Origin of the sequence: Thioclava nitratireducens, assembly GCF_001940525.2 — a bacterium.
In the GTDB taxonomy this organism is placed as follows: Bacteria; Pseudomonadota; Alphaproteobacteria; order Rhodobacterales; family Rhodobacteraceae; genus Thioclava; species Thioclava nitratireducens.
Genome location: NZ_CP019437.1, coordinates 1,780,182 through 1,803,727 on the forward strand (window position 1 = coordinate 1,780,182; position 23,546 = coordinate 1,803,727).

At 64.6% G+C, this 23,546-nt stretch carries 23 protein-coding genes and 1 riboswitch; of the genes, 11 read left to right on the forward strand and 12 right to left on the reverse strand.

What is annotated here, in order from left to right:
- Window positions 1-25: 25 nt before the first annotated feature.
- The 3 genes from BMG03_RS08555 to BMG03_RS08565 all read left to right on the forward strand — a co-directional run bounded on the left by BMG03_RS08555 (window position 26) and on the right by BMG03_RS08565 (window position 2,134).
- Window positions 26-658 carry a DNA-3-methyladenine glycosylase family protein gene (locus tag BMG03_RS08555; RefSeq protein WP_075774531.1) on the forward strand — a complete coding sequence of 211 codons (633 nt, stop codon included), beginning with the start codon at window positions 26-28 and terminating at the stop codon, window positions 656-658.
- On the forward strand, window positions 655-1,317 hold the full coding sequence (locus BMG03_RS08560) for an alpha/beta hydrolase (RefSeq protein ID WP_075774532.1): 663 nt from the start codon (window positions 655-657) through the stop codon (window positions 1,315-1,317). Before BMG03_RS08555 ends, BMG03_RS08560 begins: the two co-directional genes overlap by 4 nt.
- Before the next feature lie 217 nt (window positions 1,318-1,534).
- A complete protein-coding gene (locus BMG03_RS08565; protein ID WP_075774533.1) occupies window positions 1,535-2,134 on the forward strand; it encodes an HNH endonuclease in 600 nt (199 codons plus the stop codon).
- 96 nt (window positions 2,135-2,230) lie between these two features.
- On the opposite strand, the gene BMG03_RS08570 is transcribed toward BMG03_RS08565, so the two are convergent.
- From BMG03_RS08570 to BMG03_RS08580, 4 genes are all read right to left on the reverse strand, one after another.
- Window positions 2,231-3,709: a SulP family inorganic anion transporter gene (locus BMG03_RS08570; protein WP_075774534.1), complete on the reverse strand. Its 1,479-nt coding sequence runs from the start codon at window positions 3,707-3,709 to the stop codon at window positions 2,231-2,233.
- A 138-nt stretch (window positions 3,710-3,847) separates the two neighbouring features.
- Window positions 3,848-4,525 (reverse strand): DUF1638 domain-containing protein, encoded by a 678-nt coding sequence (locus BMG03_RS08575; RefSeq protein ID WP_075774535.1) that lies wholly within the window; start codon window positions 4,523-4,525, stop codon window positions 3,848-3,850.
- Window positions 4,522-4,680, reverse strand: coding sequence for a hypothetical protein (locus BMG03_RS20875; protein WP_166504540.1), 159 nt, complete (start codon window positions 4,678-4,680; stop codon window positions 4,522-4,524). Before BMG03_RS20875 ends, BMG03_RS08575 begins: the two co-directional genes overlap by 4 nt.
- Window positions 4,681-4,797: 117 nt before the next feature.
- Window positions 4,798-5,499 (reverse strand): corrinoid protein, encoded by a 702-nt coding sequence (locus BMG03_RS08580; protein WP_075774536.1) that lies wholly within the window; start codon window positions 5,497-5,499, stop codon window positions 4,798-4,800.
- Between the two features lie 169 nt (window positions 5,500-5,668).
- On the opposite strand from BMG03_RS08580, the gene BMG03_RS08585 reads away from it, so the two are divergent.
- Window positions 5,669-6,763 (forward strand): PA0069 family radical SAM protein, encoded by a 1,095-nt coding sequence (locus tag BMG03_RS08585; protein ID WP_075774537.1) that lies wholly within the window; start codon window positions 5,669-5,671, stop codon window positions 6,761-6,763.
- A 119-nt stretch (window positions 6,764-6,882) separates the two neighbouring features.
- Here the strand turns inward: BMG03_RS08585 and bmt are convergent, their stop codons facing one another.
- Together bmt and BMG03_RS08595 are read right to left on the reverse strand one after the other, a co-directional pair.
- On the reverse strand, window positions 6,883-7,905 hold the full coding sequence (bmt, locus tag BMG03_RS08590; RefSeq protein ID WP_075774538.1) for a betaine--homocysteine S-methyltransferase: 1,023 nt from the start codon (window positions 7,903-7,905) through the stop codon (window positions 6,883-6,885).
- A 188-nt stretch (window positions 7,906-8,093) separates the two neighbouring features.
- A complete protein-coding gene (locus BMG03_RS08595) occupies window positions 8,094-8,411 on the reverse strand; it encodes a DUF1476 domain-containing protein (RefSeq protein WP_075774539.1) in 318 nt (105 codons plus the stop codon).
- Window positions 8,412-8,681: 270 nt separating this feature from the next.
- Between BMG03_RS08595 and purC the strand changes: the two genes are divergently transcribed.
- The 6 genes from purC (at window position 8,682) to BMG03_RS08625 (ending at window position 17,207) form a co-directional block, all read left to right on the forward strand.
- Window positions 8,682-9,443 (forward strand): phosphoribosylaminoimidazolesuccinocarboxamide synthase, encoded by a 762-nt coding sequence (gene purC, locus BMG03_RS08600; RefSeq protein ID WP_075774540.1) that lies wholly within the window; start codon window positions 8,682-8,684, stop codon window positions 9,441-9,443.
- A gap of 14 nt (window positions 9,444-9,457) precedes the next feature.
- Window positions 9,458-9,697, forward strand: coding sequence for a phosphoribosylformylglycinamidine synthase subunit PurS (purS, locus tag BMG03_RS08605; RefSeq protein ID WP_075774541.1), 240 nt, complete (start codon window positions 9,458-9,460; stop codon window positions 9,695-9,697).
- Between the two features lie 130 nt (window positions 9,698-9,827).
- On the forward strand, window positions 9,828-10,496 hold the full coding sequence (gene purQ, locus BMG03_RS08610) for a phosphoribosylformylglycinamidine synthase subunit PurQ (RefSeq protein ID WP_075774542.1): 669 nt from the start codon (window positions 9,828-9,830) through the stop codon (window positions 10,494-10,496).
- Window positions 10,497-10,613: 117 nt separating this feature from the next.
- The gene (locus tag BMG03_RS08615) at window positions 10,614-12,356 is read left to right on the forward strand and encodes a sensor histidine kinase (RefSeq protein WP_075774543.1); all 1,743 of its coding nucleotides are present in this window, start codon (window positions 10,614-10,616) and stop codon (window positions 12,354-12,356) included.
- 3 nt (window positions 12,357-12,359) lie between these two features.
- Window positions 12,360-13,691, forward strand: coding sequence for a sigma-54-dependent transcriptional regulator (locus BMG03_RS08620; RefSeq protein ID WP_075774544.1), 1,332 nt, complete (start codon window positions 12,360-12,362; stop codon window positions 13,689-13,691).
- A gap of 597 nt (window positions 13,692-14,288) precedes the next feature.
- Window positions 14,289-17,207 (forward strand): Rne/Rng family ribonuclease, encoded by a 2,919-nt coding sequence (locus tag BMG03_RS08625; RefSeq protein WP_075774737.1) that lies wholly within the window; start codon window positions 14,289-14,291, stop codon window positions 17,205-17,207.
- Window positions 17,208-17,279: 72 nt separating this feature from the next.
- On the opposite strand, the gene BMG03_RS08630 is transcribed toward BMG03_RS08625, so the two are convergent.
- Both BMG03_RS08630 and BMG03_RS08635 read right to left on the reverse strand, forming a co-directional pair.
- Window positions 17,280-17,714: a 6,7-dimethyl-8-ribityllumazine synthase gene (locus BMG03_RS08630; RefSeq protein ID WP_075774545.1), complete on the reverse strand. Its 435-nt coding sequence runs from the start codon at window positions 17,712-17,714 to the stop codon at window positions 17,280-17,282.
- Between the two features lie 80 nt (window positions 17,715-17,794).
- A riboswitch (FMN riboswitch) is annotated at window positions 17,795-17,941 on the reverse strand.
- 122 nt (window positions 17,942-18,063) lie between these two features.
- On the reverse strand, window positions 18,064-18,291 hold the full coding sequence (locus tag BMG03_RS08635) for a sulfurtransferase TusA family protein (RefSeq protein WP_075774546.1): 228 nt from the start codon (window positions 18,289-18,291) through the stop codon (window positions 18,064-18,066).
- A gap of 94 nt (window positions 18,292-18,385) precedes the next feature.
- Here BMG03_RS08635 and BMG03_RS08640 point away from each other — a divergent pair, with 94 nt between their 5' ends.
- Window positions 18,386-19,129 (forward strand): cytochrome c biogenesis CcdA family protein, encoded by a 744-nt coding sequence (locus BMG03_RS08640; RefSeq protein WP_075774547.1) that lies wholly within the window; start codon window positions 18,386-18,388, stop codon window positions 19,127-19,129.
- 4 nt (window positions 19,130-19,133) lie between these two features.
- Here BMG03_RS08640 and BMG03_RS08645 read toward each other — a convergent pair whose 3' ends face one another.
- From BMG03_RS08645 to BMG03_RS08660, 4 genes are all read right to left on the reverse strand, one after another.
- The gene (locus tag BMG03_RS08645; protein WP_075774548.1) at window positions 19,134-20,558 is read right to left on the reverse strand and encodes a UdgX family uracil-DNA binding protein; all 1,425 of its coding nucleotides are present in this window, start codon (window positions 20,556-20,558) and stop codon (window positions 19,134-19,136) included.
- Window positions 20,558-21,793, reverse strand: a complete 1,236-nt coding sequence (locus tag BMG03_RS08650; RefSeq protein ID WP_075774549.1) for a putative DNA modification/repair radical SAM protein — start codon at window positions 21,791-21,793, stop codon at window positions 20,558-20,560. The genes BMG03_RS08645 and BMG03_RS08650 overlap by 1 nt, the downstream gene beginning before the upstream one ends.
- A 93-nt stretch (window positions 21,794-21,886) precedes the next feature.
- On the reverse strand, window positions 21,887-22,660 hold the full coding sequence (locus BMG03_RS08655) for a DUF2189 domain-containing protein (protein WP_075774550.1): 774 nt from the start codon (window positions 22,658-22,660) through the stop codon (window positions 21,887-21,889).
- A gap of 105 nt (window positions 22,661-22,765) precedes the next feature.
- Window positions 22,766-23,503: an SDR family NAD(P)-dependent oxidoreductase gene (locus BMG03_RS08660; RefSeq protein WP_240497800.1), complete on the reverse strand. Its 738-nt coding sequence runs from the start codon at window positions 23,501-23,503 to the stop codon at window positions 22,766-22,768.
- Between the last annotated feature and the right edge of the window lie 43 nt (window positions 23,504-23,546).

Sequence of the window (23,546 nt, forward strand, 5' to 3'; positions counted from 1 at the left end):
CGCGGCATGAGGCAGGGTGTCGCGCATGGTTGGACGTATCATTACCTGCGAAGACGACATTGCCGAAGGCACCGAATTTCTCTGCCGCGCCGAGCCGCGTTTTGCGGAGGTCTGTGCGCTGACGGGGCCTTGGCCCTTACGCCGCCGCGAGGACGGGTTCGAGGCGCTGCGCGACGCGATCATCGGCCAGCAGGTTTCGGTCGCCGCCGCGAATTCGATCCGCAACAAGGTTATCGGCGCGGGCTTCGGCGATCCGGTCTCGATCGCTGGCGCCTCGGAAGAGGACCTGCGCGCCTGTGGCCTTTCGCGCCAGAAGGTGCGCTACCTGCAGGCGCTCTCCAATTCCGGTGTCGATTTCGAGGGGCTGCGCGCGATGCCCGACGAGGAGGTGGTCGCGCAGCTCCTGCCGATCCCCGGCATCGGGCGTTGGACCGTGGAGATGTACCTGATCTTCGCTCTGGGCCGCGCCGATGTTTTCGCGGTCGACGATCTGGCGCTCGCCGAAGGGGCGCGGCTGCTATTCGATCTACCCGAGCGGCCCAAGCGCAAGCAATTCAATGAGCTATCGGCGGCCTGGTCGCCGTGGCGCGCGGTTGCGGCGCGTGGCCTCTGGGCCTATTACGCGGCGTGTAAAGATCGTGAAGGAGTTGCCCCATGACCCGCAAGCTGGACGCCGGACGCAGAGAGCCGCAATCCGGTACGGTGAAATCCGCCGTGGTGTTTCTGCATGGCTACGGTGCGGACGGGGCGGACCTTCTGGGCCTCGCCGATCCGCTGGGCCAGCATTTGCCCGACACGCTGTTTCTCGCGCCCGACGCGCCTGAGCCCTGCCGCGCGGCCCCTTACGGTCGTCAATGGTTCCCGATTCCGTGGATCGACAATTCCAGCGAAGCGGAATCCGCTCAAGGTCTCAAGGATGCTGCAGCCGACGTGGATGCGTTCCTCGACTCCGTGCTGGAAGAGCAGGGGCTGACGCCCGCGCAGCTCGCCGTGATCGGCTTCTCGCAAGGCACGATGACCGCGCTCGAAGTGCTGCCGCGCCGCGCCGAACCGGTCGCGGGACTGGTGGCCTTCTCGGGGCGTCTGCTGCGCCCGGAAGCCCTGGGCACTGAGGCGATCTCGAAGCCGCCGGTGCTGCTGATCCATGGCGATCAGGATCCGGTCGTGCCCTTTGCCGATATGGGCAAGGCTGGCGATGCGCTGGTCTCGGCGGGTTTCGACACTTATGCCCATGTAATGAAGGGCACCGGGCACGGAATCGCACCGGACGGACTCTCGGTGGCGCTGGCCTTCCTGCAGGACAAGCTGCCCGGCTGATCGGCGGGGCATGCCGCAGCGCCGCGACGCCGGGCTCCATTCTCCGTCTTGGGCCGTCATTTCCCTGTCATGGCAGTTTGCTACCCATGCCGCATGGCAGCAATCGCGAGATCAAGAGGCTTGCCAGATCGCGAACGCCATATATAGTCATGGATAAGGCAGGGGCGGACCCCGCCCCTGAGCCGAGGCAGGCGACAGGGCGAGGACGGAGTCACCCATGCTGGACGAATGCGACAGGACCGATTTTCGAACGCAATTCACCCGTGAACCGGCGGCGCTGAGACAGCATCCGGCACTGGTGCTCAACGCCGATTTCCGGCCGCTCTCCTATTATCCGCTTTCGCTATGGCCTTGGCAGGAGGCGATAAAGGCGGTCTTCCTCGACAGGGTGACGATCCTCGCCGAATACGAAGAGGTGGTGCGCAGCCAGAGGCAGGCCTTCAAAATCCCCTCCGTCGTCGTCCTCAAAGAATATGTCCGACCCCAGAAGCGCGTGGCTTTCACGCGCTTCAATCTTTTTCTGAGGGACGAATTCAAGTGCCAGTATTGCGGCAAGAAGGGCGATCTGACCTTCGACCACGTGATTCCGCGCTCGCGCGGTGGAATCACCAGCTGGGAGAATGTCGTGGCAGCCTGCGCGCCGTGCAATCTGCGCAAGGCCAACAAGCCGCTGGAACGGTCGGGGATGCAGCTTCTCAAGCCCGCGCGCCAGCCCCAGCCCGAGGACATGCTCCGCATCGGGCGGCGCTTCCCGCCGGGCTATCTGCATGAAAGCTGGATGGACTTCCTCTACTGGGACACCGAGCTGGAAGCCTGAGAAAAAGGGCGCGCCTTATCCGACACGCCCTTCGTATTGGGGAAATATCTCGGGGGGCTTGCGCAGCAAGCGGGGGCAGAGCCCCCTCTGAGACGCTTAGTGCCCTACTGCGACCTGACCGCCATTCGACAGCTTGTCGATGATCGTCTCGGTCGCCTGGTTCATCCCCACGACCTTCACATCCGTTCCGGACATCCGGAACTTACCCACCGCTCGGTCGAGCGCCGATACCGAGGAAATGTCCCAGATATGCGCGTGGGTCAGGTCGATCACCACGCGGTCGAGCTTCTCTTGGAAGTCGAAGGCGCGATTGAACTCTTCGACGGTCGCGAAGAAGATCTGGCCCTTGATGTAATAGGTCCGCAGGTGATGCGCCTCGTTGTAGCGCGAGGTGATCTCGGTCATCCGCGCGATCTTGCCCGCGAAGAAGATGCCCGAGAGCAGCACGCCCACCAGCACGCCGATCGCGAGGTTATGGGTGGCGACGACGAAGGCGACGGTGGCCAGCATCACCACGTTGGACGACATCGGCATGGTGCGCAGCTGACCCAGCGAGGCCCAGCTGAACGTGCCGATCGAGACCATGATCATGATCGCCACCAGCGCGGGCATAGGAATGCGGCCCACCCATTCGCCCAGAACTACACAGAAGATCAGCAGCGCGATCCCCGCGGTCAGGGTCGACAGGCGCGTGCGCCCGCCCGAGGTGACGTTGATCACCGACTGGCCGATCATCGCGCAGCCCGCCATGCCGCCGATGAAGCCGGTGCAGAAGTTGGCGATGCCCTGACCGAAGCATTCCTGACGACGGTCCGAGCGAGTGTCGGTCATCTCGTCGACGATGTTCTGGGTCATCAGGCTTTCCAGCAGGCCCACGACCGCCACGCCCACCGAATAGGGCAGGATGATCTGCAGCGTCTCGAAATTGAACGGCACGTTCGGAATCAGGAGCGAGGGCAGCTGATCGGGCAGGGCCCCCATGTCGGACACCGTGTGCACGTCGTCGAGCCCAAGCCCCATCGAGACCGCGCTGAGAACGAGGATCGCGATCAGCGGCGAGGGGATGGCGCGGAAGAAGCGCGGCAGCAGATAGATGATCGCAAGGCCAAGCGCGACGAGCGCATAGGTCGCCACCACCGGCACGTTGGCCGGGTTCAGCTCAGGCCATTGCGCCATGAAGATCAGGATTGCGAGCGCGTTCACGAAGCCGGTCATCACCGATTTCGATACGAAGCGCATCACCGTCCCGAGGTTGAGCGCCCCCGCGATCACCTGGATCACGCCCGCCAGCACCGTCGCGGCCAGCAGGTAATCCAACCCGTAGCTGCGCACGAGCGTGCCCATCAGCACCGCGGTCGCGGCGGTCGCGGCCGAGATCATGCCGGGGCGGCCGCCGAAGAAGGCGGTGATCGTTGCGATCATGAAGGAGGCGTAGAGGCCCACTTTCGGGTCGACGCCCGCGATGATCGAGAAAGCGATGGCCTCGGGGATCAGCGCCAACGCCACCACGAGACCGGAAAGGATGTCAGCGCGGAAGTTGCCAGTCCACTGGCTGCGCCATTGCGACAGGGTCATAAGATCGTCCTGCAATTAGAAAGGCCCGCGACCGGGGAGGGGCGGGCCGGAGGATGTGAGATTTGGCGCAGCCAATACCCGGCTGACGTCGCGATGCCAAGCCCCGTAGGCCGGGTTTTAAGAAAAATTCAAAGAAGATTAGGCCGGATTGCCCGATTTCGCGGCAAATTTCGCGAGACTGGTGGCCAGATCGCCATAGCCGGTAAAACGCCGCTCATAGCGCAGTCCGAGCCGCTCCGCCGCCTCGCGCGCCTTCGCATCTAGCGCCGGATCGTCGGTCTGGGCCTGATAGATCAGCCGGTCGTAATTGCCGAACATCATCGGGATCAGCTCCGGATGACGGTCGAAGCCCATCGGCTTCCAGACGAAAGCGTCGAACTGCCGCGTCAGGAAATCGGTGAGGTAGAAGGCCGTGATCTCCTCTTCCGCCGTTTCGGCGAAGGCGGCATTGCCTTCGAAAAACGAATAACAATGCGGGCCTTCGACCATCTCGACGCCCAGGGACTTGCACTTTTCCGACAATTGCCCGCCCGTGCCGCAATCGGCATAGACCACGAAGATATCGTCGTATTGGTCGCGATAATGCAGCACCGCCTCTTCGACGGCGGCGGTGATCTTCTCGGGGTAGAGGTGCAGATTGGCGGGCAGGCAGGTCAGGTCGATATGATCCCAGCCATTGATCCGCTTGAGCGCGAGGATCTCCCGCGCGAGCGCCCCGCAGGCGATCAGCAGAAGCCGTCCCGACCCCTCGGGAGCTAAGCCATCTTTCGTTAAGGTCGTGTCGCCGGGAAGCGAGGCACCTGTCCGGGCGGTCATTCCACCCGGGCCATCATCCGGGCAACGCCTGCTGCGACGAGAACCATCAGCCCGAGCATCGCCATCGGGAACCCCGATGCGGCGAAGGCCCAGATCGTCAGGCCGGCCAGAACGATCACGAACAGGATCAGCAGCAGAAAATGTGGCAGCGGCATTTCGCGTTTCCCCCTTCCTTTCAAGTATGGGGCGGGGAAGGGCACATGAAAAGGCCCCGATGAAAAAATCGGGGCCCTCTCCATGTATGTCAGGCGTGATGCGGCCGCGATCGGCGATCAGGCGCTCATCTGGTTGTGCTTGCGAGCGATGAAATCCTTCGCCGTCTCGACCGCCACGGCGGCGTCGCGGCAATAGGCATCGGCACCGATCGCCCTTCCGAATTCCTCGTTGAGCGGCGCACCGCCAACCAGAACGATGTAATCGTCGCGGATGCCCTGTTCCTTCATCGTGTCGATCACGACCTTCATATAGGGCATCGTGGTGGTCAGCAGCGCGGACATGCCGAGGATATCGGCCTCTTCGCGGGCGATCGCCTCGAGATAGTTCTCGACCGGGTTGTTGATGCCCAGATCGACGATCTCGAACCCTGCCCCTTCCATCATCATTGCAACGAGGTTCTTGCCGATATCGTGGATATCGCCCTTCACCGTGCCGATCACCATCTTGCCCATGCGCGGCGCGCCGGTCTCGACCAGCAGCGGCTTGAGAATGGCCATGCCGCCTTTCATCGCGTTCGCCGCCAGCAGAACTTCCGGCACGAACAGGATACCGTCGCGGAAGTCGTTGCCCACGATGGTCATGCCCGCGACGAGGGCCTTGGTCAGAATGTCATACGGCGTCCAGCCGCGTTCGAGCAGGATGCGGGTGGCCTCTTCGATCTCTTCCTTGAGACCGTCATAGAGGTCATCCATCATCTGCGCGGTAAGCTCGTCATCGTCGAGTTCCGAGAGGATGATATCGTCGTCGTCTTCGGCCATGTCCAATAGTCTCCTGCTAGCCGGTGTTACCCTGTGGTGGGGCCGTGGCCCCGTCAAGTCTTGGCGAATTGCGACATGCGCGGTGTTTTGTCCGACCTCGCATGGTGTTGCCGGGCGGATGCCCGGACTCTACTTGGCAAATGTTCTCATTTCGTTCTAAATTCCGGGCATGAGTCTGCCATTCGACCTTCCCCCCGCGAACCCGTCCGAGCGTCTGCGCGCGCGCGGCGCCGCGGCGCGCCCCGTGGGCCGGTTCGAGCCCTTCTCCCGCGCGCCCGAACATGACGGCTGGGACATTCCCGAAGAGGAGCGCCTGACCCGTACCGAAGTCTCGGTAGAGCGACCGCGCTCCGTCATCACCCGAAACCAGTCGCCAGATGTGCCCTTCGAGCGCTCGCTCAACCCCTATCGCGGCTGCGAGCATGGCTGCATCTACTGCTTCGCGCGCCCCAGTCACGGCTATCTCGGCCTCTCGGCTGGCTTGGATTTCGAGACCCGGCTGATTGCGCGTCCCGAGGCGCCGCAGGTGCTCGAAGAAGAGCTGCGCAAGAAAAGCTATCGTCCGAACGTGCTCGCCATCGGCACGAATACCGATCCCTATCAGCCGCTCGAGCGCAAGATGGAGATCATGCGCGCCGTGCTGGAAGTGCTGCAGGCCTATCGCCATCCGGTCTCCATCGTCACCCGCGGCTCGACCATCCTGCGCGATCTCGACATCCTCGCGCCGATGGCCGAGGCGGGATTGGCGCAGGTCGGCGTGTCGGTCACGACGCTCGACGCCAAACTCGCCCGCGATCTGGAGCCCCGCGCCCCGAGCCCGCCGACCCGGATCCGCATGATCCGCGAACTGTCGCGCGCGGGCGTCCCGGTGCGCGTCATGGCCGCTCCGATGATCCCGGGACTCACCGATCACGAGCTCGAAGCGATCCTGACCGAGGCGCGCAGGGCAGGGGCCAGGGCCGCCTCGATGATGCCGGTGCGGCTGCCGCACGAGGTGGCGCCGCTTTTCGCCGACTGGATGGAGCGGCATCACCCCGGCAAGGTCGAGAAGGTGCTGGGCCGGATCCGCGACATGCGCGGCGGCAAGCTCAACGACCCGCGCTTCGGCGAGCGGATGAAGGGCGAGGGAGAGATGGCTGAATTGTTGCAGCAGCGGTTCAAGCTGAGCTGCAAGCGGCTGGGCTTCGCGCGTCATCTGCCCGATCTCGACGTGACGCAGTTCCGCGTGCCGCCCCGGCCGGGCGATCAGCTCGAACTGTTCTGATCTCGTCTGAGACGCGTGCATGCTCCATCCGCCGAAAAAAACCGGCCCTTCCTTCGTATTGGTTCAAATATCCCGGGGTGAGGCCGCAAGGCCGAGGGGCAGCGCCCCTCAATCCGCGCTTAGCTGCGCCGACGTCCCCGACGTTCGCGCTTGGGCGCATCGCCGCTCAGGCCGTCATCCTCCGACGAGAACCCACCCAGAACCGAGGAGATCTGATCGAGCGTCGGGCGTTCGCCGCGCGGACGCGTCTCCAGCGCCTCGCGCATCGCGACCAGATGCTCGGCCATCGTGCCGCAGCAGCCGCCGATGATCGTGGCGCCGCAATCGCGCGCCATCACCGCATATTCCGCCATCAGCTCGGGCGTGCCGTCGTAATGGATATGGCCGTCGACGTATTTCGGGATGCCCGCATTGCCCTTGGCGATGATCGGGCGCTCGGTCCCGGTTGCGGCAAAGCCAAGAACGGTGCGCAGAAGGTCCGATGCGCCGACCCCGCAATTCGCGCCGAAGGCCAGCGGCGGGTGGGCCAGCTTGTCGACCATCGAGACCATCGCCTGCGAGGTCAGGCCCATCATCGTGCGCCCTGCGGTGTCGAAGCTCATCGTGCCGCACCACGGCATCCCCGCCAGATGGCAGGCCTCGGCGGCGGCCTTGTATTCTTCCTGCGCCGAGATCGTCTCGACCCAGAGGATATCCGCGCCGCCCTCTTTCAGACCCTCGGCCTGTTCGTGGAACATCTCGACCGCGAGTTCGTGGGTCAGCGTACCCATCGGCGCGAAAATCTCACCCGTCGGGCCCATCGAGCCCGCAACGACCACCGGGCGCGACTGCTTGTCGGCGACCTCGCGGCCGATCTCGGCGGCGAGGCGGTTCAACTCGCGCACGCGGTTCTGGGCGTTGTGCAGTTTCAGTCGCGAGGCATTGCCGCCGAAGCTGTTTGTCAGGAACAGGTCCGAGCCCGCATCGACGGCGAGCGAATAGAGCTTCGCGATCTTCGCGGGCTCGTCGGCATTCCACAGTTCCGGCGCTTCGCCCGAGGCCAGCCCCATGTTGAACAGGTTGGTGCCGGTCGCGCCATCGGTCATCAGCCAATCGCGGGTTTCCAGAAGGCGGCTCAGCGCGTCGGTTTTCGGGGCGGTCATAAGGGCCTCGTCAAATGCAAAAGGGCCGCGTCTGGCGCGGCGGTTGGCTTTGTCCTGCCATGACAGGCGGGATTTGGCAAATTCGTTTCCTTCATGTTCTTGATGAAGGGGCTGCGATCTCGGCTCGATATGCAAAAGGCCGGACGCGCAGGGCATCCGGCCTTTCAATCCGTGTCATGGGCGATGGCTCACTCGGCCTCGTCGACCACCTGACGACGCGCCTCGGCCATGCATTCGGCCATCTTCGCGCGGATCGTTTGTTCATCGGCTTTGTCGCCTAGATCGCCCGAGAGCTTGCGATACACGTCTTCGTGGCCCGCTTCCTCGAAATCGGAGGTCACGACCTCGCGGACATAGGCATCGGCCTCGGGGCCGGTCTTGCCCAGAAGGCCCGCGGCCCATTGGCCCAGCATCTTGTTGCAGCGCGCATCGGCCTTGAACTGCAGTTCGGCATCATGCGCGAACTTGTTCTCATAAGCGTTTTCGCGATCGTCGAAGGTGGTCATGGCCCTCGTCCCTCCCGGTAAAGTCTCCGTTACCATCGATATGCACATGCACAGGGCGCGCCGCAAGAGGAAAGGGCCGCGATTTGGCCGGTTTGACGGGGCTGTGCATCCGCGTGAACGGCTGTGCGCTTTACCTTGCGAGACTCGCGGGCTTGTCCTATAGGGCGGGCGACACCCTTTCGCGGACGGCGCGCAGGGGCGGCGCGGTATTCCGTTCGGGATGTGGCGCAGGCTCCCACGACGTCCGCGCCAAGCGAGAACGGAGACGCGATGGCACCCCGGCGCAAGAAGATCTACGAAGGCAAGGCGAAGGTTCTGTATGAAGGCCCCGAGCCCGGAACGCTGGTCCAGTATTTCAAGGACGACGCGACCGCCTTCAACGCGCAGAAGCGCGATGTGATCGAGGGCAAGGGCGTGCTCAACAACCGCCTGTCCGAATACTTCATGACCGGCCTGACCAATATCGGCGTGCCGAACCACTTCATCAAACGTCTCAACATGCGCGAGCAACTGATCCGCCAGGTGGAGATCGTGCCGCTCGAGGTGATCGTGCGCAACTTTGCCGCCGGTTCGATCGCGAAGCGTCTGGGGCTGGAAGAGGGCACGCCGCTGCCGCGCCCGATCGTCGAATACAGCTACAAGAACGACGAGCTGGGCGATCCGCTCGTGCCCGAGGAATACATCATCGCATTTGGCTGGGCGAGCCAGCAGGATCTTGACGACATCGTGGCGCTGGCGCTGCGCGTGAACGACTTCCTGACCGGCGTGTTCTATGGCGTCGGCATCAAGCTGGTCGATTTCAAGATCGAGATTGGCCGGGTCTGGGACGGCGATTTCATGCGTCTGATCGTGGCCGACGAGATCAGCCCCGACAGCTGCCGCCTGTGGGACGTCAAGACGGGCCAGAAGCTCGACAAGGACGTGTTCCGCCGCGATCTGGGCAACCTGACCGATGCCTACACCGAAGTCGCCAAGCGCCTTGGCGTGCTACCGACGAATACCCAGCCGATCAAACCGACGCTGATCAACTGAAAGGACCGCTCGTGATGAAAGCCCGCGTTCATGTGATGCTGAAGGATGGGGTGCTCGACCCGCAGGGCGAGGCCGTGCGCCACGCATTGGGCCATATGGGCTTCGACGGCGTCGCAGGCGTGCGCCAGGGGAAGGTGATCGAGCTGGACCTGACCGCGACCGACGCCGCCTCCGCCGAGGCCGAGGTGAAGGAAATGTGCGAGAAGCTCCTCGCCAACACCGTGATCGAGAAATACACCATCGAGATCGCCTGATCCGGGCAGGGCAGGGGGCGCTGCCCCCCTTGGCCTGCCGGCCAATTCCCCCCGGGATATTTGTACCAAGCCGAAGGCCGCACAGGCCTTACCCGACAGGTTCGACCCTCAAGGCCAGGAGTTTGCACCCATGAAAGCCGCCGTCATCACCTTCCCCGGTTCGAATTGCGACCGCGACCTGAGCATGGCCTTCGCGGCAGCCGGGGCGGATGTCGTCAAGGTCTGGCACAAGGAAACCGCATTGCCCGAAGGCATCGACATCATCGGTGTGCCGGGCGGGTTCTCCTATGGTGACTACCTGCGCTGCGGCGCCATCGCCTCGCGCTCGCCCATCGGGCAGGCCGTGGCGGATTTCGCGGGCAAGGGCGGCTATGTCATGGGGATCTGCAACGGCTTCCAGGTGCTGACCGAGATGCGGCTTCTGCCGGGCGCGCTGATGCGCAATGCGGGGCTGAAATTCGTATCGAAACCGCTGGCGCTGCGCGTGGCGACGACCGACAGCGCCTATACCTCGGGCTATGAGCTTGGGCAGGAGATCATGATCCCGGTCGCACACCATGACGGCAACTATCAGATCGACCCCGAGGGCCTCGCGCGTATCGAGGGCGAGGACCGCGTGGCGTTCCGCTATGTCGAGAACCCCAACGGGTCTGTCGACGATATCGCGGGCGTGCTAAGCGAGAACCGCCGGGTGCTGGGCATGATGCCCCACCCCGAACGCGCGATCGAGGCTGCGCAGGGCGGCGCCGACGGGGCGGCGCTTTTCCGCGCGTTGAGCGGGATGCTGGCAACCGCCTGATCTCGCGCGCTTGTTGCGCTCTGGGCCTTGGCTTAGACTTCGCGCATGACGCACGTGCAGACACGTTCGACGATTTTACCGGATGAGCCGCCCGAAGGTGAGGGCGGGCTCGGCGTTATGGCGCGCTCGCCGCGGGCCCGCTGGCTGCTGCGCATCGCGGTGGTGCTGATCCTCGCGCTGGCCGGGACGGTGATGTGGATCACCAACCAGTGGCTCACCCAGCGTTTCACCGAGACGACGCGCGTGCGCACCGAGCTGCGCCTCGCGCTCTACACCGGCAACATCATGTCGGAATTGCAGCGGACTTCCGTGGTGCCGCTGTTGCTGGCGCGCGACCCGCAACTGACGCAAGCTCTTGATACGACTGATTATTCCACTGCCTCCGCGCAGCTGATCACGGCCAAGAAAGAGGTCGCTGTCGCCTCGATCCGACTTTTGGACATGCAGGGCCGCGTTGTGGCCTCGACCAATCGCACGCAGATCGGCACGCCATTTCCGAACGCGCCCTTCTTCGTCGATGCGACCCGTTCGCGCGGGACGATCTTCTCGGTCAACGAGCCCGAGGCAGGCGGCACCGAGTTCGACTACTCGCGGGCGGTGATCCAGAACAACAAGCCCGTCGGCGTGATCGTCGTCGAAGCGGACCTGTCGAAATTCGAGCGCGCTTGGGCGGGGATTTCCGATGCGCTGGCCGTGGTCGACAGCGAGGGCAAGATTATCCTGACGACCGAGCCGCGCTGGCGCGGCGTGACGATGTCGGAGGCGCTGGCCGCACGCTCGGCCCCCTCCGCGATCGAGCGTGCGCTGCAGGCGACCGCGGACTGGGCGAATGATGCGCCCGACGCCTATCTGAAGGGCCGTGCGGTGATGCGGACCGAGGCGCGCATTCCGTTCCGCGGCTGGAAAATGATCGCCTTTACCAGCTACGATTCCGTGCGCGAACGGGTGAACGCCGTGCTCGCGCTCGAAATCATGGGCTTCGCGATCCTGCTGGCGCTGGTCTTTTACGCGCTATCACGCCGGGCGCGGCGGCAAAGCCAGGAATTGCGGGCGGAATCGGCGGAGCTGCGCCAGTTGAACGCGCGTCTGAGCCGCGAGATCGCCGAGCGTGAGAAGGCGCAGCAGGATCTGGCAGTGGCCGAGCAGACGATCGCGCAAAGCTCGAAGCTCGCCGCTCTGGGCGAGATGTCGGCTGCCGTCAGCCACGAGTTGAACCAGCCGCTGGCCGCGATGAAGACCTATCTGGCTGGCGCGAAACTGCTGTTGCAGCGCGCCCGGGTGGAGGAGGCTTTGTCCTCCTTCCAGCGCATCGACGACCTGATCGGTCGCATGGGCGCGATCACGCGGCAGCTTAAATCCTATGCCCGCAAGGGCGGCGAGGCGTTCGAGCCGGTGGACCTGCGGGTGGCGCTGTCGGAGGCGCTCTCGATGATGGAGCCGCAGCTGAAAATTCGCAAATTGCACATTTCCCGCACCATGCCGCGGAGTCCTGTTATGGTTATGGCAGACCGCATCCGGCTGGAGCAGGTGATCATCAACCTGTTGCGCAATGCACTCGACGCTACCAAGTCCGTTGAGGAACCGCAGGTGGAGTTGTTGCTTACCTCGGGGGAAACGGCCGTTCTGAGCGTGCGTGACAATGGTCCCGGAATCTCGGATCTCGACAAGCTGTTCGAGCCGTTCTGGACCACGAAGAAACCGGGGGAGGGGACGGGGCTGGGCCTCGCGATCTCGTCCTCCATCATCAGTGATTTCGGGGGGCGTCTGACCGCCCATAATTCCGAAAGCGGGGGCGCGGTGTTCGAAGTGCAGCTGCCCCTTCTGGCGGACAAGAACAGGGCCATAAAGGCCGCGGAGTAAGACATGGCAAGACTAATGAAGGTAGCGATCGTCGATGACGAGGAAGACATGCGGCAGTCGGTCAGCCAATGGCTGGCGCTGTCGGGCTTCGACGCCGAGACCTATGCCAGCGCCGAAGATGCGCTGAAAGTGATCGGCCCCGACTGGCCGGGCGTGGTGATCACCGACATCCGGATGCCCGGCATGGACGGGATGGCTTTCCTCAAGCGGCTGATGGGCATCGATAGCGGTCTGCCGGTCATCATGATCACCGGCCACGGCGATGTGCCGATGGCGGTCGAGGCGATGCGTCTTGGCGCGATGGACTTCATGGAGAAGCCGTTCTCGCCCGACCGGATGACCGAACTGGCCAAACGCGCCACGCAGGCGCGGCGCACCACGCTGGATAATCGCGCGCTGCGCCGCGATCTGGCCGAGGGCGAGAAGGTGATGGGCAAGCTGATCGGCACCTCCGAACCGATGGAACGCCTGCGCGAGGATATTCTCGATCTGTCTCAGGCTGATGGCCACGTTCTGATCGATGGCGAGACCGGCACCGGCAAGACGCTCGTGGCCCATGCATTGCACGCGACGGGTCCCCGCGCGGGAAAGAAATTCGTCATGGTCAGCTGCGCCGCGCTGACCGAGGAAGCCCTCTCTGCCAAGCTGTTCGGCCCGGTCGAGGAGGGCGGTCTGCCGCTGATGGAAGAGGCCCGCGGCGGCACGCTCTGTCTCGAGGATGTCGAGGCGCTCAGCCAGTCGCTGCAGGCGCGGCTCTTGCAATTCATCAACGATCAGGGCGCGCCGGCGGAGACCCGGATCGTCGCGATCTGCAACACCCATGGCGAGGGAAAGACGGTCGAGGACGCGCTGCGCCCCGATCTGTATTATCGTCTGGCCGCTCTGAAGATTACCCTGCCGCCGCTGCGTGCGCGCGGCGAGGATATCCTGACGCTGTTCAACCGCATGTCCGAGCAATTCGCGGACGAATACGGCTGCGACGTGCCGGAAGTGACGGCGCAGGAAGCGGCACAACTGCTGCAGGCTCCGTGGCCGGGCAATGTGCGCCAGCTGATCAACGTGGCCGAACGCGCGGTGCTGCAATCGCGCCGGGGTTCTGGCTCCATCGCGTCGCTCTTGATGACCGACGACGAAGAGGCGGGCCCGGCTGCGATCACCACCGAGGGCAAGCCGCTCAAGGAATATGTCGAGAGCTTCGAGAAGATGCTGATCGACAACACGATGCGGCGCCACAAGGGGTCGATCTCGGCGGTGATGGAAGAACTGTGCCTGCCGCGCCGGACGCTGAACGAGAAGATGGCGAAATACGGCCTCGCGCGCGCCGATTACCTGTGAGGCCTGCGCCCGCGCAGGCTCCCCCGATGCGTGCGCGTGCAGGCAGCTTTCGAACAAGACGACGTGAGCGGCGCGGGCCCGGATGGCACCGCGCCGCGGCATTTTCAGGCTCAGGGCGAAAAATCCCCGGGACGGGCCTGACCAATCGTTGATCTTTGCCCGGAATCGGGGCGCGATTAACCCTTCCGTTACGAAAATTCGATTGTGTTCCCGGTGGCTGTGCCGCTATGGTCGAAACCAGTCGGTTTCACGCCAAACGTGTGAACCCTCCGAAATTCGCTGATGCCTTGGCCGATCCGGCGCAGATGATGCGCAAGGGGCCCCGGCTCAACCGATTGGCCGAAAGGCCGCAAGTTTGTCTCCCTCTGCCGCATATGCCGGGATGGAGGCCGTTAATTGGGCGCCAAGCGGCTAAGGCCGACCGCGCCTTGGAAAGAACCGCGATGATGCGTGACGGGATTTCGCAGATGAAGACGGGCAGGCTCGACGCCACCGCCGTCTGCGCGCATGTCCGCAGCCTCGCCTCAAGGACAGTTTCAGCCCAAGACAGCGCCGCGCCCCCGGGCCGGTCGCAAAGGGCTGACCTATTGGAATTACATGGCAAAGAAGATGCTTATCGATGCCACCCACGCGGAAGAGACCCGCGTCGTGGTGGTGGACGGCAACAAGGTCGAGGAATTCGACTTTGAGACCATCAACAAACGGCAGCTCGCCGGCAATATCTATCTCGCGAAAGTAACGCGCGTCGAACCGTCGCTGCAGGCGGCATTCGTCGACTACGGCGGAAACCGGCACGGGTTCCTCGCCTTCGCGGAAATCCACCCCGATTACTACCAGATCCCTGTCGCCGACCGCGAAGCGCTCCTCGAAGAAGAGCGACAGCTTGCCGAGGCCGCTGCCGAGGAAGAGGAAAAGCCGAAATCACGCCGCCGCCGCTCGCGCCGGTCCTCGAACAAGGCGGAAAAGGCCAAGCAGGACGACGCGGTCGTCAGCTCGGACGAGATCCCGGGCATGGGCGTCGTCGATCCCGAGGCGGAAGACGAGAACGCCGATGCCGCCAGCGAAGAGGCGGAAGCGGACGCGCAGACGGAAACCTCCGAAGCTCCGGCCGAGGAAGCGCCCGCTTCGGAAGCTGCTGAGAAAACCGCGGCTGTGGAAGCTGCGCAATCCGACGAGGATGACAGCGACGACACGGAGGAGGATGACGACGACGCGGCCGAGGCCGATAGCGGCATCGAATCCGTCGCCGACGAGGATGTCGAGGAAGAGATCCGTCCGGCCCGCAAGCCGCGTCCGCGCCGCTACAAGATCCAGGAAGTGATCAAGGTGCGCCAGATCATGCTGGTGCAGGTCGTCAAGGAAGAGCGCGGCAACAAGGGCGCCGCTCTGACCACCTATCTCTCGCTGGCAGGCCGCTACTGCGTGCTCATGCCCAACACCGCGCGCGGTGGTGGCATCTCGCGCAAGATCACCAACGCCGCCGACCGCAAGAAGCTCAAGGAAATCGCGGGCGAGCTGGACGTGCCGAAAGGTGCCGGCCTGATCGTGCGTACGGCGGGCGCGCAGCGCACCAAGACCGAGATCAAGCGCGATTACGAATACCTGATGCGCCTGTGGGAGCAGATCCGCGATCTGACGATGAAATCCGTCGCCCCGGCGCCGATCTACGAAGAAGGCGATCTGATCAAGCGCTCGATCCGTGATCTCTACAACAAGGATATCGACGAGGTTCTTGTCGAGGGCGAGCGCGGCTACCGCGCGGCGAAGGCGTTCATGAAGATGATCATGCCGAGCCACGCCAAGAACGTGAAGCACTACGCCGAGTCGCTGCCGCTCTTCGCGCGCCATCAGGTGGAAAGCTACCTCGCCTCGATGTTCAACCCGACGGTTCAGCTGAAGTCGGGCGGCTATATCGTGATCGGCGTGACCGAAGCGCTCGTCGCGATCGACGTGAACTCGGGCCGGGCCACCAAGGAAGGCTCGATCGAGGAAACCGCGCTCAAGACCAACCTTGAAGCCGCCGACGAAGTGGCCCGCCAGCTGCGCCTGCGCGACCTCGCCGGGCTGATCGTGATCGACTTCATCGACATGGACGAGCGCAAGAACAACTCGGCCGTCGAAAAGCGCATGAAAGAGCGCCTCAAGACCGACCGCGCGCGCATTCAGGTCGGACGCATCTCCGGCTTCGGCCTGCTCGAGATGAGCCGCCAGCGCCTGCGTCCGGGCATGATCGAATCCACGACGCAGCCCTGCGCCCATTGCCACGGCACCGGCCTGATCCGCTCCGATGACAGCCTCGCGCTGAGCGTTCTGCGCGCGATCGAGGAAGAGGGGACCCGCAAACGGACCCGCGAGGTTCTGGTGCGTGCGCCCGTCGCGGTCGCCAACTACCTGATGAACGCCAAGCGCGAACATGTGGCAGTGATCGAGGCCCGCTACGGTATGTCCGTGCGCATCGAGGCCGCGCCCGAGCTAGTCTCGCCCGATTTCACCATCGAGAAGTTCAAGACCGCGACCCGCAATGTTGCGGAAGTGGACAGCCCCGTGGTGTCGGCGTCGGCAAGCCTGATGGCCGAAATCGACGAGGCGGAGGACGAGACCGAGGCCGAAGCCGAGGCGCAGACCCCGGAGGTCGAGACCGAGGCCGAGGAGCAGCCTAAGAAGAAGCGCCGCCGCCGTCGCCGTCGCAAGAAGTCGAATGGCGAGAACGGGGAGAATAACGACTCTTCGGAGAACGGCGATCAGTCGTCGGGCGACCACAAGTCGGACGATCAGAAGTCTGAACCGACCGGAGGTCAGGACGCGCCCGCCAAGGCCGAACCCGCGCAAGCGGCAGAGGCTCCGGCGGACGAGGCCAAGACCGAGGCGCAGACCGACGTCAAGACCGAGGCTCAGCCGGAGGAAGAAGCGCCGAAGCCGAAGCGCCGCTCGCGCGCCCGCAAGAAGGTCGAAGAACCGAAAGCGGACGCCGAGACTGCGGAAGCTGCGGTTGAGGGCACCGAGACCAAGGCCGAGGAAGAAGCACCCAAGCCGAAGCGCCGCACGCGGTCGCGCAAGAAGGTGGATCCCGAGGCGGATGCGCAAGCCGCCGTCGAAGGCAGCGCCGCCGGCGCCAAGGTCGAGGCCGCAGCGGCGGAGGAAGAGGCGCCCAAACCCAAGCGCCGCTCCCGTGCGCGCAAGAAGGTCGAGGAGCCCGTAGCGGAGACGCCCGAGAGCCCTGAGCCGCCCGAAACCCCGCAGCCCGACGCGCCGACCGAGCCGCAGGAGACGCCGCAGCCCGACGCGCCCGTCGAGACGCCCGAGCCTACGCCGCAGGAAACCCCTGCCGACGTGCCGCAGGAAACGCCGCCCGCGCCCGAGCCGGAAACCCCGTTCGAGCAGCCTCCGGAAACGCCGCAGCCTGATGCTCCGGTCGAACTGCCCGGTGGTCCGGCCTTCGCGGAAACCGAAGCCGAGGGCGAAACCATGACCGAGGAGGCGCCCAAGCCCAAGAAACGGGGCTGGTGGAGCCGCTGAGGCAGCCTCAGATTTGAGAAAGGCCGGGCAGAGCGCCCGGCCTTTTTCGTTTTCATATCTGCTTATCCGCGCTCAGGCGGCCAGTTCCTGTGCATGGCGGGTCAGTTGCAGCGCCGCCCGCGCCGCCTCGCGGCCCTTCTCGACGAAATGGCTGCCAAAGATCGCCCGGTGGTGATCGGTCTCCTGGAACTGATGCGGTGTCAGCGAGACCGACAGCACGGGCACGCCCGTCTCCAGCCCCACCTGCATCAGGCCCTTCACCACGGCCTGCGCCACGAAATCATGCCGGTAGATTCCGCCATCGACGACCAGAGCCGCGCCCGCGATCGACGCGTAGCGGCCCGTTCGGGCCAGTTCCTGCGCCCTCAGCGGCAGCTCGAACGCGCCGGGCACGTCGAAGACATCGACCTGCGCCGCCGGAATCTCTTCGAGAAACCCCTCGAGCGCGCGGTCGATGATATCAGCGTGCCAATTGGCCTTGATAAAAGCGTAACGGGTGTGTGTCATCGTGATCTCCTTGCTAGCGACACGTCACCCAAGGCGATCACATACAGGCCGCGCCCGCGCGAGAAGGCGCGGGATCGGCTGCATATTCTCTTCCATCCGGACTGTAACCGTCGGCTCAGGCCTCGCACCTGATCTGCTGACCCTTGCACGACGGCGAGGCGCTCGCGGGCTCGCGGATTTCGCCGCATACCGCCGGTGGGGAATTTCGCCCCGCCCTGAGAATGGCCGGAGATTGGCACGCGCTTGTGTCCTCGGCAAGTGGTCCAGTTCCTCGGCCAGCCATACCAGCATCGGGAGACTGATCATCAGCGGCGGGCCGACGCCGGGCAGGTGCGCAACGCGAGGGCCATCAGCCCTTGCGTACGAGATAGACCTTCACGCCTTCCCAATCCTCTGCCTCGACCAGTTCGTGTCCGCATTGCGCGCAGAAATGGGGCACGTCGATCCAGCTCGCCCCGTCGGTCGCGACCAGCTGGACCAGCGTGCCGGGCGCGGCCGCCTCCAACGCTTTGCGCAGGCGCAAGACGGGCAGGGGGCACAACAACCCCTTTGCATCGATTTCGACATCGGGTTTCATGCCGGAGGTTCTCGCGCGCCCGCGCTGATTTGTCCACGCTGTTGTTATCTCACGACCCGGTGACCGCGCGCGAGGAATGGGGTAGAGGAAGAACATGTTTGGAATCGATCTCGTCTCTGCCGCTTTCCTGCCCGCCGCTTTCGTGGCGCTCTTTGCGGGTCTGCTGTCATTCCTCAGCCCGTGCGTGCTGCCGATCGTGCCGCCCTATCTCGCCTATATGGGCGGGGTCAGCATGGGCGACCTGCGCGAGGGCAAACGCTCGGCGGCGGTGCCTGCGCTGTTCTTCGTTCTTGGTCTGTCGACGGTGTTCCTGTTCTTGGGGTTCGCCGCCTCGACCTTCGGGCGGTTCTTCCTGACCAATCAGGTGCTGTTCGGACGGATCGCGGGCGGGGTGATCGTGATCCTCGGCCTGCATTTCCTCGGCGTCTTCCGCATCCCGATCCTCGACCGCGAGGCGCGGCTGGATGCGGGCGACCGGGGCGGCTCGAGTTTGGGTGCCTATGTGCTGGGGCTCGCCTTCGCCTTCGGCTGGACGCCCTGCATCGGCCCGCAGCTGGGTGCGATCCTGTCGCTGGCCGCCCAAGGCGGCGATCAGGCGCGCGGCACCGCGCTGCTGGCGGTCTATGCGCTGGGTCTGGGCATTCCGTTCCTGCTGGCCGCGCTGTTCATCCAGCGTGCGATCGGGGTAATGAACCGGCTCAAGGCCTATATGGGCATCATCGAGAAGACGATGGGCGCGCTGCTGGTCGTCGTCGGGATTCTGCTGCTGACCAATGCGTTCTCGGCGATCAGTTTCTGGCTGCTGGAGACCTTCCCGAGCCTTGCAGTGCTGGGCTGACGCCTCACGCCACCATCTGCACCGCGCGGACCAGATCCGCCTCGAAAGCCCGCAGCATAGCGGGCTTTTCCATGTCGGGCAGGCGCAGCAGGTAGGACGGGTGCATGGTGATCAGCATCGGCGTGCCATCGTCGAGTACCTCCACCGTGCCGCGCCGCTTGAGAAGGCCGCGCCGATCCCCGGTGAGGCTCTCCAGCGCCGTCGCGCCCATCGCAAGGATCGCCTTCGGCTTTACCAGAGCGCGTTCCCGGTCGAGCCACCAGCGGCAGTGATGAATTTCCTGCCGGTCGGGCGACTGGTGGATGCGCCGTTTGCCGCGCGGGGTGAATTTGAAATGCTTCACCGCATTGGTGATGAAGGCGCGATCGCGGCACAGACCAGCCCGCGCAGCCACCTCGTCGAAAAGCTGGCCTGCAGGGCCGACGAAGGGGCGGCCCTCGAGATCCTCGAAATCGCCCGGCTGCTCGCCCACGATCATCAGCGGCGCATCCAGCGGCCCTTCGCCCGGCACTGGCTGCGTGGCGTTCTCCCAAAGTGGGCAGCGGCGGCAAGCGTTCAGCCCGGCGAGCAGCTCCGCGCGGTCGCCGACAGGCGGCGGGGTGGCGCGGTCGCTTGCCAGCCGCTCGGTGATCTTGCCTGCACGGGCCGGGGCCAGCGTGGGGGCACTCAAAGCCATCTCCTCTGCGCGGGCCTGCGCGGTGGCGATCATCTCGGGGATGAGGCTGGCTTCGGGGAGGTTATGCCAATATTTGCGCGGCATTTCGGATTGCATCGCGTCGACCTTCAGCCGCGCCGGGTTGAAGATGTTGCGGAAATAGGTGCGCCAGAGGTCTTCGGCGGCATCCTCGGGCAGGTCGGGGCGCGGCTGCCCCTCGCTGAAGCGCAGTTTGCCCGCTTCGAAATGCGCCGTCAGATCGGGCGTGAAGATCGACCAGTCCATGTCGCCGAAACGTTTCACGAAGAACGGCGCGGTCAGCTCGCAGATGTAATGCGTGGGTTCGAACCACGCGGCAAAGCGGCGACGTGGGGCGTCGGGCGCCCCGATTTCGCGGAAGCGCACGAAGGCCGTCATCTTGTGGCGGTCGCGCGAGACCTCCTTGGCCATGCGGTTCAGTCGGTCGATGCGCGGATCGGCGCGGTCTTCCAGCAGGCGCTTGTCGGATCGCAGCGCCCAGAGCACTGCGTAAGCCCGCGCGAAGCGTTCCGGGTCGCGATGACAGACCACGAGCCGGGCGAGGTCGACAAAGCCCTTTGGCACGCTCACAGCGCTGCCCGTGGGGGTAGGGGCGTCCTGCGCGAAGAGATCGGCCTCACCCGCCCCGCGATGCCAGAGAAGCTCCTCGGGCGGGATGCCAGCGCCCAAGCCTGCGCGGGCCTCGTCTCGCCAGGCCTCGAACGTGCCGATCTCGGGCAGGGTGATCGTCCGCATCACAACAGCCGCAACTGCTGCGGTGGCGGGGCGAAGCGGGCGCGCAAATCGGCTGCATCGGTCAGTGCGCGCGGGTGCCAATCCAAGAGCGTGATGAAGGGTTTCGCTTGCTTCAGATTCGCCCCCATGCGCCGCAGGTCCTCGTAGCGCAGCGTCCGGTGGCGGCGGGTCGCCAGCACCCGGTTCACCGTCTTCACCCCCAGCCCCGGCACGCGCAGCAGCATCTCGCGCTCGGCCCGGTTCACGTCGAGCGGAAAGAGATGCCGGTTCGCCAGCGCCCAGGCGAACTTCGGGTCGATCGTCAGATCGAGATTGCCGTCGGTGGTGCCTTGCGAAATCTCGTCCACGTCGAAGCCGTAGAAGCGCAGCAGCCAATCCGCCTGATAGAGCCGATGCTCGCGCATCAGTGGTGGCTTGATCAGGGGCAGGGCGGCGGAGCTGTCCGGGATCGGCGAGAAAGCGGAGTAATAGACACGCTTGAGCGCGTAGCTTGAATAGAGCCGCGTCGAGGTCTTCAGGATCGTCGTGTCATTCGCCCCGTCCGCGCCGACGATCATCTGCGTCGATTGCCCGGCGGGCGCGAATTTCGGAGGGCGCTTGCCGGTGAAGCTGCGTTCTTTCCGCGCCTCGCGCAGCACCCGCACGTCGCCCATCGCGCGGCGGATCTGGGCGGGATCCTTTTCCGGCGCATAGTCCTGCACCGCGCGGTCGGTCGGCAGCTCGACATTGATCGAGAGGCGATCGGCGTAAAGGCCGGCCTCCTCGATCAGCTCGGGGGCTGCGTCGGGGATGGTCTTCAGATGGATATAGCCGCGGAAATTATGCTCGACCCGCAAGAGCTTCGCGATCCGCACCATGTCGGCCATCGTGTCATCGGGCGAGCGGATAATGCCCGAGGAGAGGAACAGCCCCTCGATATAGTTGCGGCGGTAGAATTCCAGCGTGAGGGTCACGACCTCCTCGGGAGAGAACCGCGCGCGGGTGACGTTGGAACTCACCCGGTTCACGCAATAGGCGCAGTCATAGATGCAGAAATTCGTCATCAGGATCTTTAGCAGGCTGATGCAGCGCCCGTCCGGCGTGTAGGCGTGACAGATGCCGGAGCCGGTGACCGAGCCGATCCCTTTGCCATCCTTCGAGTCGCGCCGCTGCCCGCCGCTCGACGCGCAGGAGGCATCGTATTTCGCCGCATCCGAGAGGATCGCCAGTTTCTGATCGAGGGTCATCCTTGCCATGTGTTCACTATATGTTCACGCCATCTCCCTTTCAATAATTCCATGACAAAGGGGCGCGAAATCTCGCGCCCCTCGGAAAACGGCGCCCGGACCTCAGGAAGTGAGGCGGCGATACATGTGCCAGCTGGCATGACCCAGAACCGGCAGCACGATGAAGAGGCCAAGGAACATCGGCAGCATCCCAACGAACAGGCTCGCCGCGATCACCAGTGCCCAGATCGCCATCGAGACCGGGTTGGCCGCGACTGCCCGCATCGAGGTGAGGATGGCGGTGATGATGTCGATCTCGCGATCCATGATCAGCGGCAGGCCGACCACGGTGAAGGAGAACAGCATCGCTGCGAAACCCGCCCCGATCAGGGTGCCGATGCTCAGCATCATCAGCCCGTTCCCGGTCAGAAGGATCTCAGGCGAGCTGGAGATGTTGGTGAAGGCCGACAGCCCCATGAACAGCGCGAAGGTGGTATGGGCGACGAAGACCCAGAACATGAACATCATCAGGATCAGCATCGCCATGGACGGCGTCTGGCGATCCTTCTCCGAGACGCAGCTGGCGATCACCTCGCGCCAGATCAGCGGCTCCTGCGCCTCCAGCTTGCGCGAGACGGTATAAAGCCCGATCGCCGCGAAGGGGGCGAGCAGCGGAAAGCCGAGCGCGAACGGGATCAGCCACCATTCCTCGCCCTGCGCTGCGAACACCATCCAGAGCACGATGCCGCCGAGCACGTAAAAGCCCGAGAACATCAGACCGAAGGCCGGGGCGCGTTTGAAATCGTTCCATCCCGCCTTCAGGATGTCTGGTATGTCCGAGGCCTGAAGGTCACGGATAGGCGGCACCTCGGAGGGCGGCGACACGATCGTTTGCATTGCTTTTCTCCCTGACTGAGGGCCTCTCCCAAAGGCCCGCAACTTCACGTTGCGTCACGCGGGCGTGATCTGTCCAGAGAATTGCTCGCTGCGTCGCCGCGAGGCTCAGCCGCCCATCCGTTTCGTCAGCCGCAGGGAGAGCGCATAGGGCAGGCGTTTCAACAGCTTGAGCTGCCATGTCAGGCGGCGGGGGAAGTGGGTTTCGAAGCGATCCTTGGCCAGCCCGTCTGCGATGCGGCGGGCGGCCTCGTCGGCTTCGATCATGAAGGGCATGGCGAAGTCGTTCTTCTCGGTCAGGCGAGTCTTCACGAAGCCGGGAGAGATCAGCCGCACGTCGATCTTGGGCGCATATTCGACCCGCAGGCTTTCCACTAGGTTGATCACGCCGGCTTTCGAGGCGGAGTAGAGCTGCCCTTTCGGTAGGCCGAAGATGCCCGCGACGGAGCCGAAGATCACCAACTGCCCACCTTCGCGTAGCAAGCCGGGAGCGGCCTGCGCGAACCATAGCGTGCCGAGCAGGTTCACCTCCACCAGCTTGCGCGCAGCCTCCCGTTCGATCTGCTCCACGCGGCCCGGATCGTAAAGCGCGGCGGTGATGATCATCGCATCCAGCGGCCCGTGGCTCAGGATTTCGCCGCGCGCATCGTCGAGGCTTTCGGGATCGGCGACGTCGCAGGGCACCACCTCGCCCTGACCCAGTTCTGCCTTCAATGCGTCCAGCGGCTCGACCGAGCGCGCAGACAGCACCAGCCGCGCCCCGCGGGCGGCCAGTTCGCGCGCCAGCGCCTGCCCGATGCCCGAGCTCGCGCCCATGATCCAGATGCGTTTGTCCTTGAATTCCACGGCGGTCATCCTTTCGCTAGTGGTGAGGATACGCGCCAAACCG

What these genes read in the sequence shown, in the direction of transcription:
- BMG03_RS08555 (WP_075774531.1), top strand. Translation starts at nt 26, where the DNA reads ATGGTTGGACGTATCATTACCTGCGAAGACGACATTGCCGAAGGCACC.
- BMG03_RS08560 (WP_075774532.1), top strand. Translation starts at nt 655, where the DNA reads ATGACCCGCAAGCTGGACGCCGGACGCAGAGAGCCGCAATCCGGTACG.
- BMG03_RS08565 (WP_075774533.1), top strand. Translation starts at nt 1,535, where the DNA reads ATGCTGGACGAATGCGACAGGACCGATTTTCGAACGCAATTCACCCGT.
- BMG03_RS08570 (WP_075774534.1), bottom strand. Translation starts at nt 3,709, where the DNA reads ATGACCCTGTCGCAATGGCGCAGCCAGTGGACTGGCAACTTCCGCGCT.
- BMG03_RS08575 (WP_075774535.1), bottom strand. Translation starts at nt 4,525, where the DNA reads ATGACCGCCCGGACAGGTGCCTCGCTTCCCGGCGACACGACCTTAACG.
- BMG03_RS20875 (WP_166504540.1), bottom strand. Translation starts at nt 4,680, where the DNA reads ATGCCGCTGCCACATTTTCTGCTGCTGATCCTGTTCGTGATCGTTCTG.
- BMG03_RS08580 (WP_075774536.1), bottom strand. Translation starts at nt 5,499, where the DNA reads ATGGCCGAAGACGACGACGATATCATCCTCTCGGAACTCGACGATGAC.
- BMG03_RS08585 (WP_075774537.1), top strand. Translation starts at nt 5,669, where the DNA reads ATGAGTCTGCCATTCGACCTTCCCCCCGCGAACCCGTCCGAGCGTCTG.
- bmt (WP_075774538.1), bottom strand. Translation starts at nt 7,905, where the DNA reads ATGACCGCCCCGAAAACCGACGCGCTGAGCCGCCTTCTGGAAACCCGC.
- BMG03_RS08595 (WP_075774539.1), bottom strand. Translation starts at nt 8,411, where the DNA reads ATGACCACCTTCGACGATCGCGAAAACGCTTATGAGAACAAGTTCGCG.
- purC (WP_075774540.1), top strand. Translation starts at nt 8,682, where the DNA reads ATGGCACCCCGGCGCAAGAAGATCTACGAAGGCAAGGCGAAGGTTCTG.
- purS (WP_075774541.1), top strand. Translation starts at nt 9,458, where the DNA reads ATGAAAGCCCGCGTTCATGTGATGCTGAAGGATGGGGTGCTCGACCCG.
- purQ (WP_075774542.1), top strand. Translation starts at nt 9,828, where the DNA reads ATGAAAGCCGCCGTCATCACCTTCCCCGGTTCGAATTGCGACCGCGAC.
- BMG03_RS08615 (WP_075774543.1), top strand. Translation starts at nt 10,614, where the DNA reads ATGGCGCGCTCGCCGCGGGCCCGCTGGCTGCTGCGCATCGCGGTGGTG.
- BMG03_RS08620 (WP_075774544.1), top strand. Translation starts at nt 12,360, where the DNA reads ATGGCAAGACTAATGAAGGTAGCGATCGTCGATGACGAGGAAGACATG.
- BMG03_RS08625 (WP_075774737.1), top strand. Translation starts at nt 14,289, where the DNA reads ATGGCAAAGAAGATGCTTATCGATGCCACCCACGCGGAAGAGACCCGC.
- BMG03_RS08630 (WP_075774545.1), bottom strand. Translation starts at nt 17,714, where the DNA reads ATGACACACACCCGTTACGCTTTTATCAAGGCCAATTGGCACGCTGAT.
- BMG03_RS08635 (WP_075774546.1), bottom strand. Translation starts at nt 18,291, where the DNA reads ATGAAACCCGATGTCGAAATCGATGCAAAGGGGTTGTTGTGCCCCCTG.
- BMG03_RS08640 (WP_075774547.1), top strand. Translation starts at nt 18,386, where the DNA reads ATGTTTGGAATCGATCTCGTCTCTGCCGCTTTCCTGCCCGCCGCTTTC.
- BMG03_RS08645 (WP_075774548.1), bottom strand. Translation starts at nt 20,558, where the DNA reads ATGCGGACGATCACCCTGCCCGAGATCGGCACGTTCGAGGCCTGGCGA.
- BMG03_RS08650 (WP_075774549.1), bottom strand. Translation starts at nt 21,793, where the DNA reads ATGGCAAGGATGACCCTCGATCAGAAACTGGCGATCCTCTCGGATGCG.
- BMG03_RS08655 (WP_075774550.1), bottom strand. Translation starts at nt 22,660, where the DNA reads ATGCAAACGATCGTGTCGCCGCCCTCCGAGGTGCCGCCTATCCGTGAC.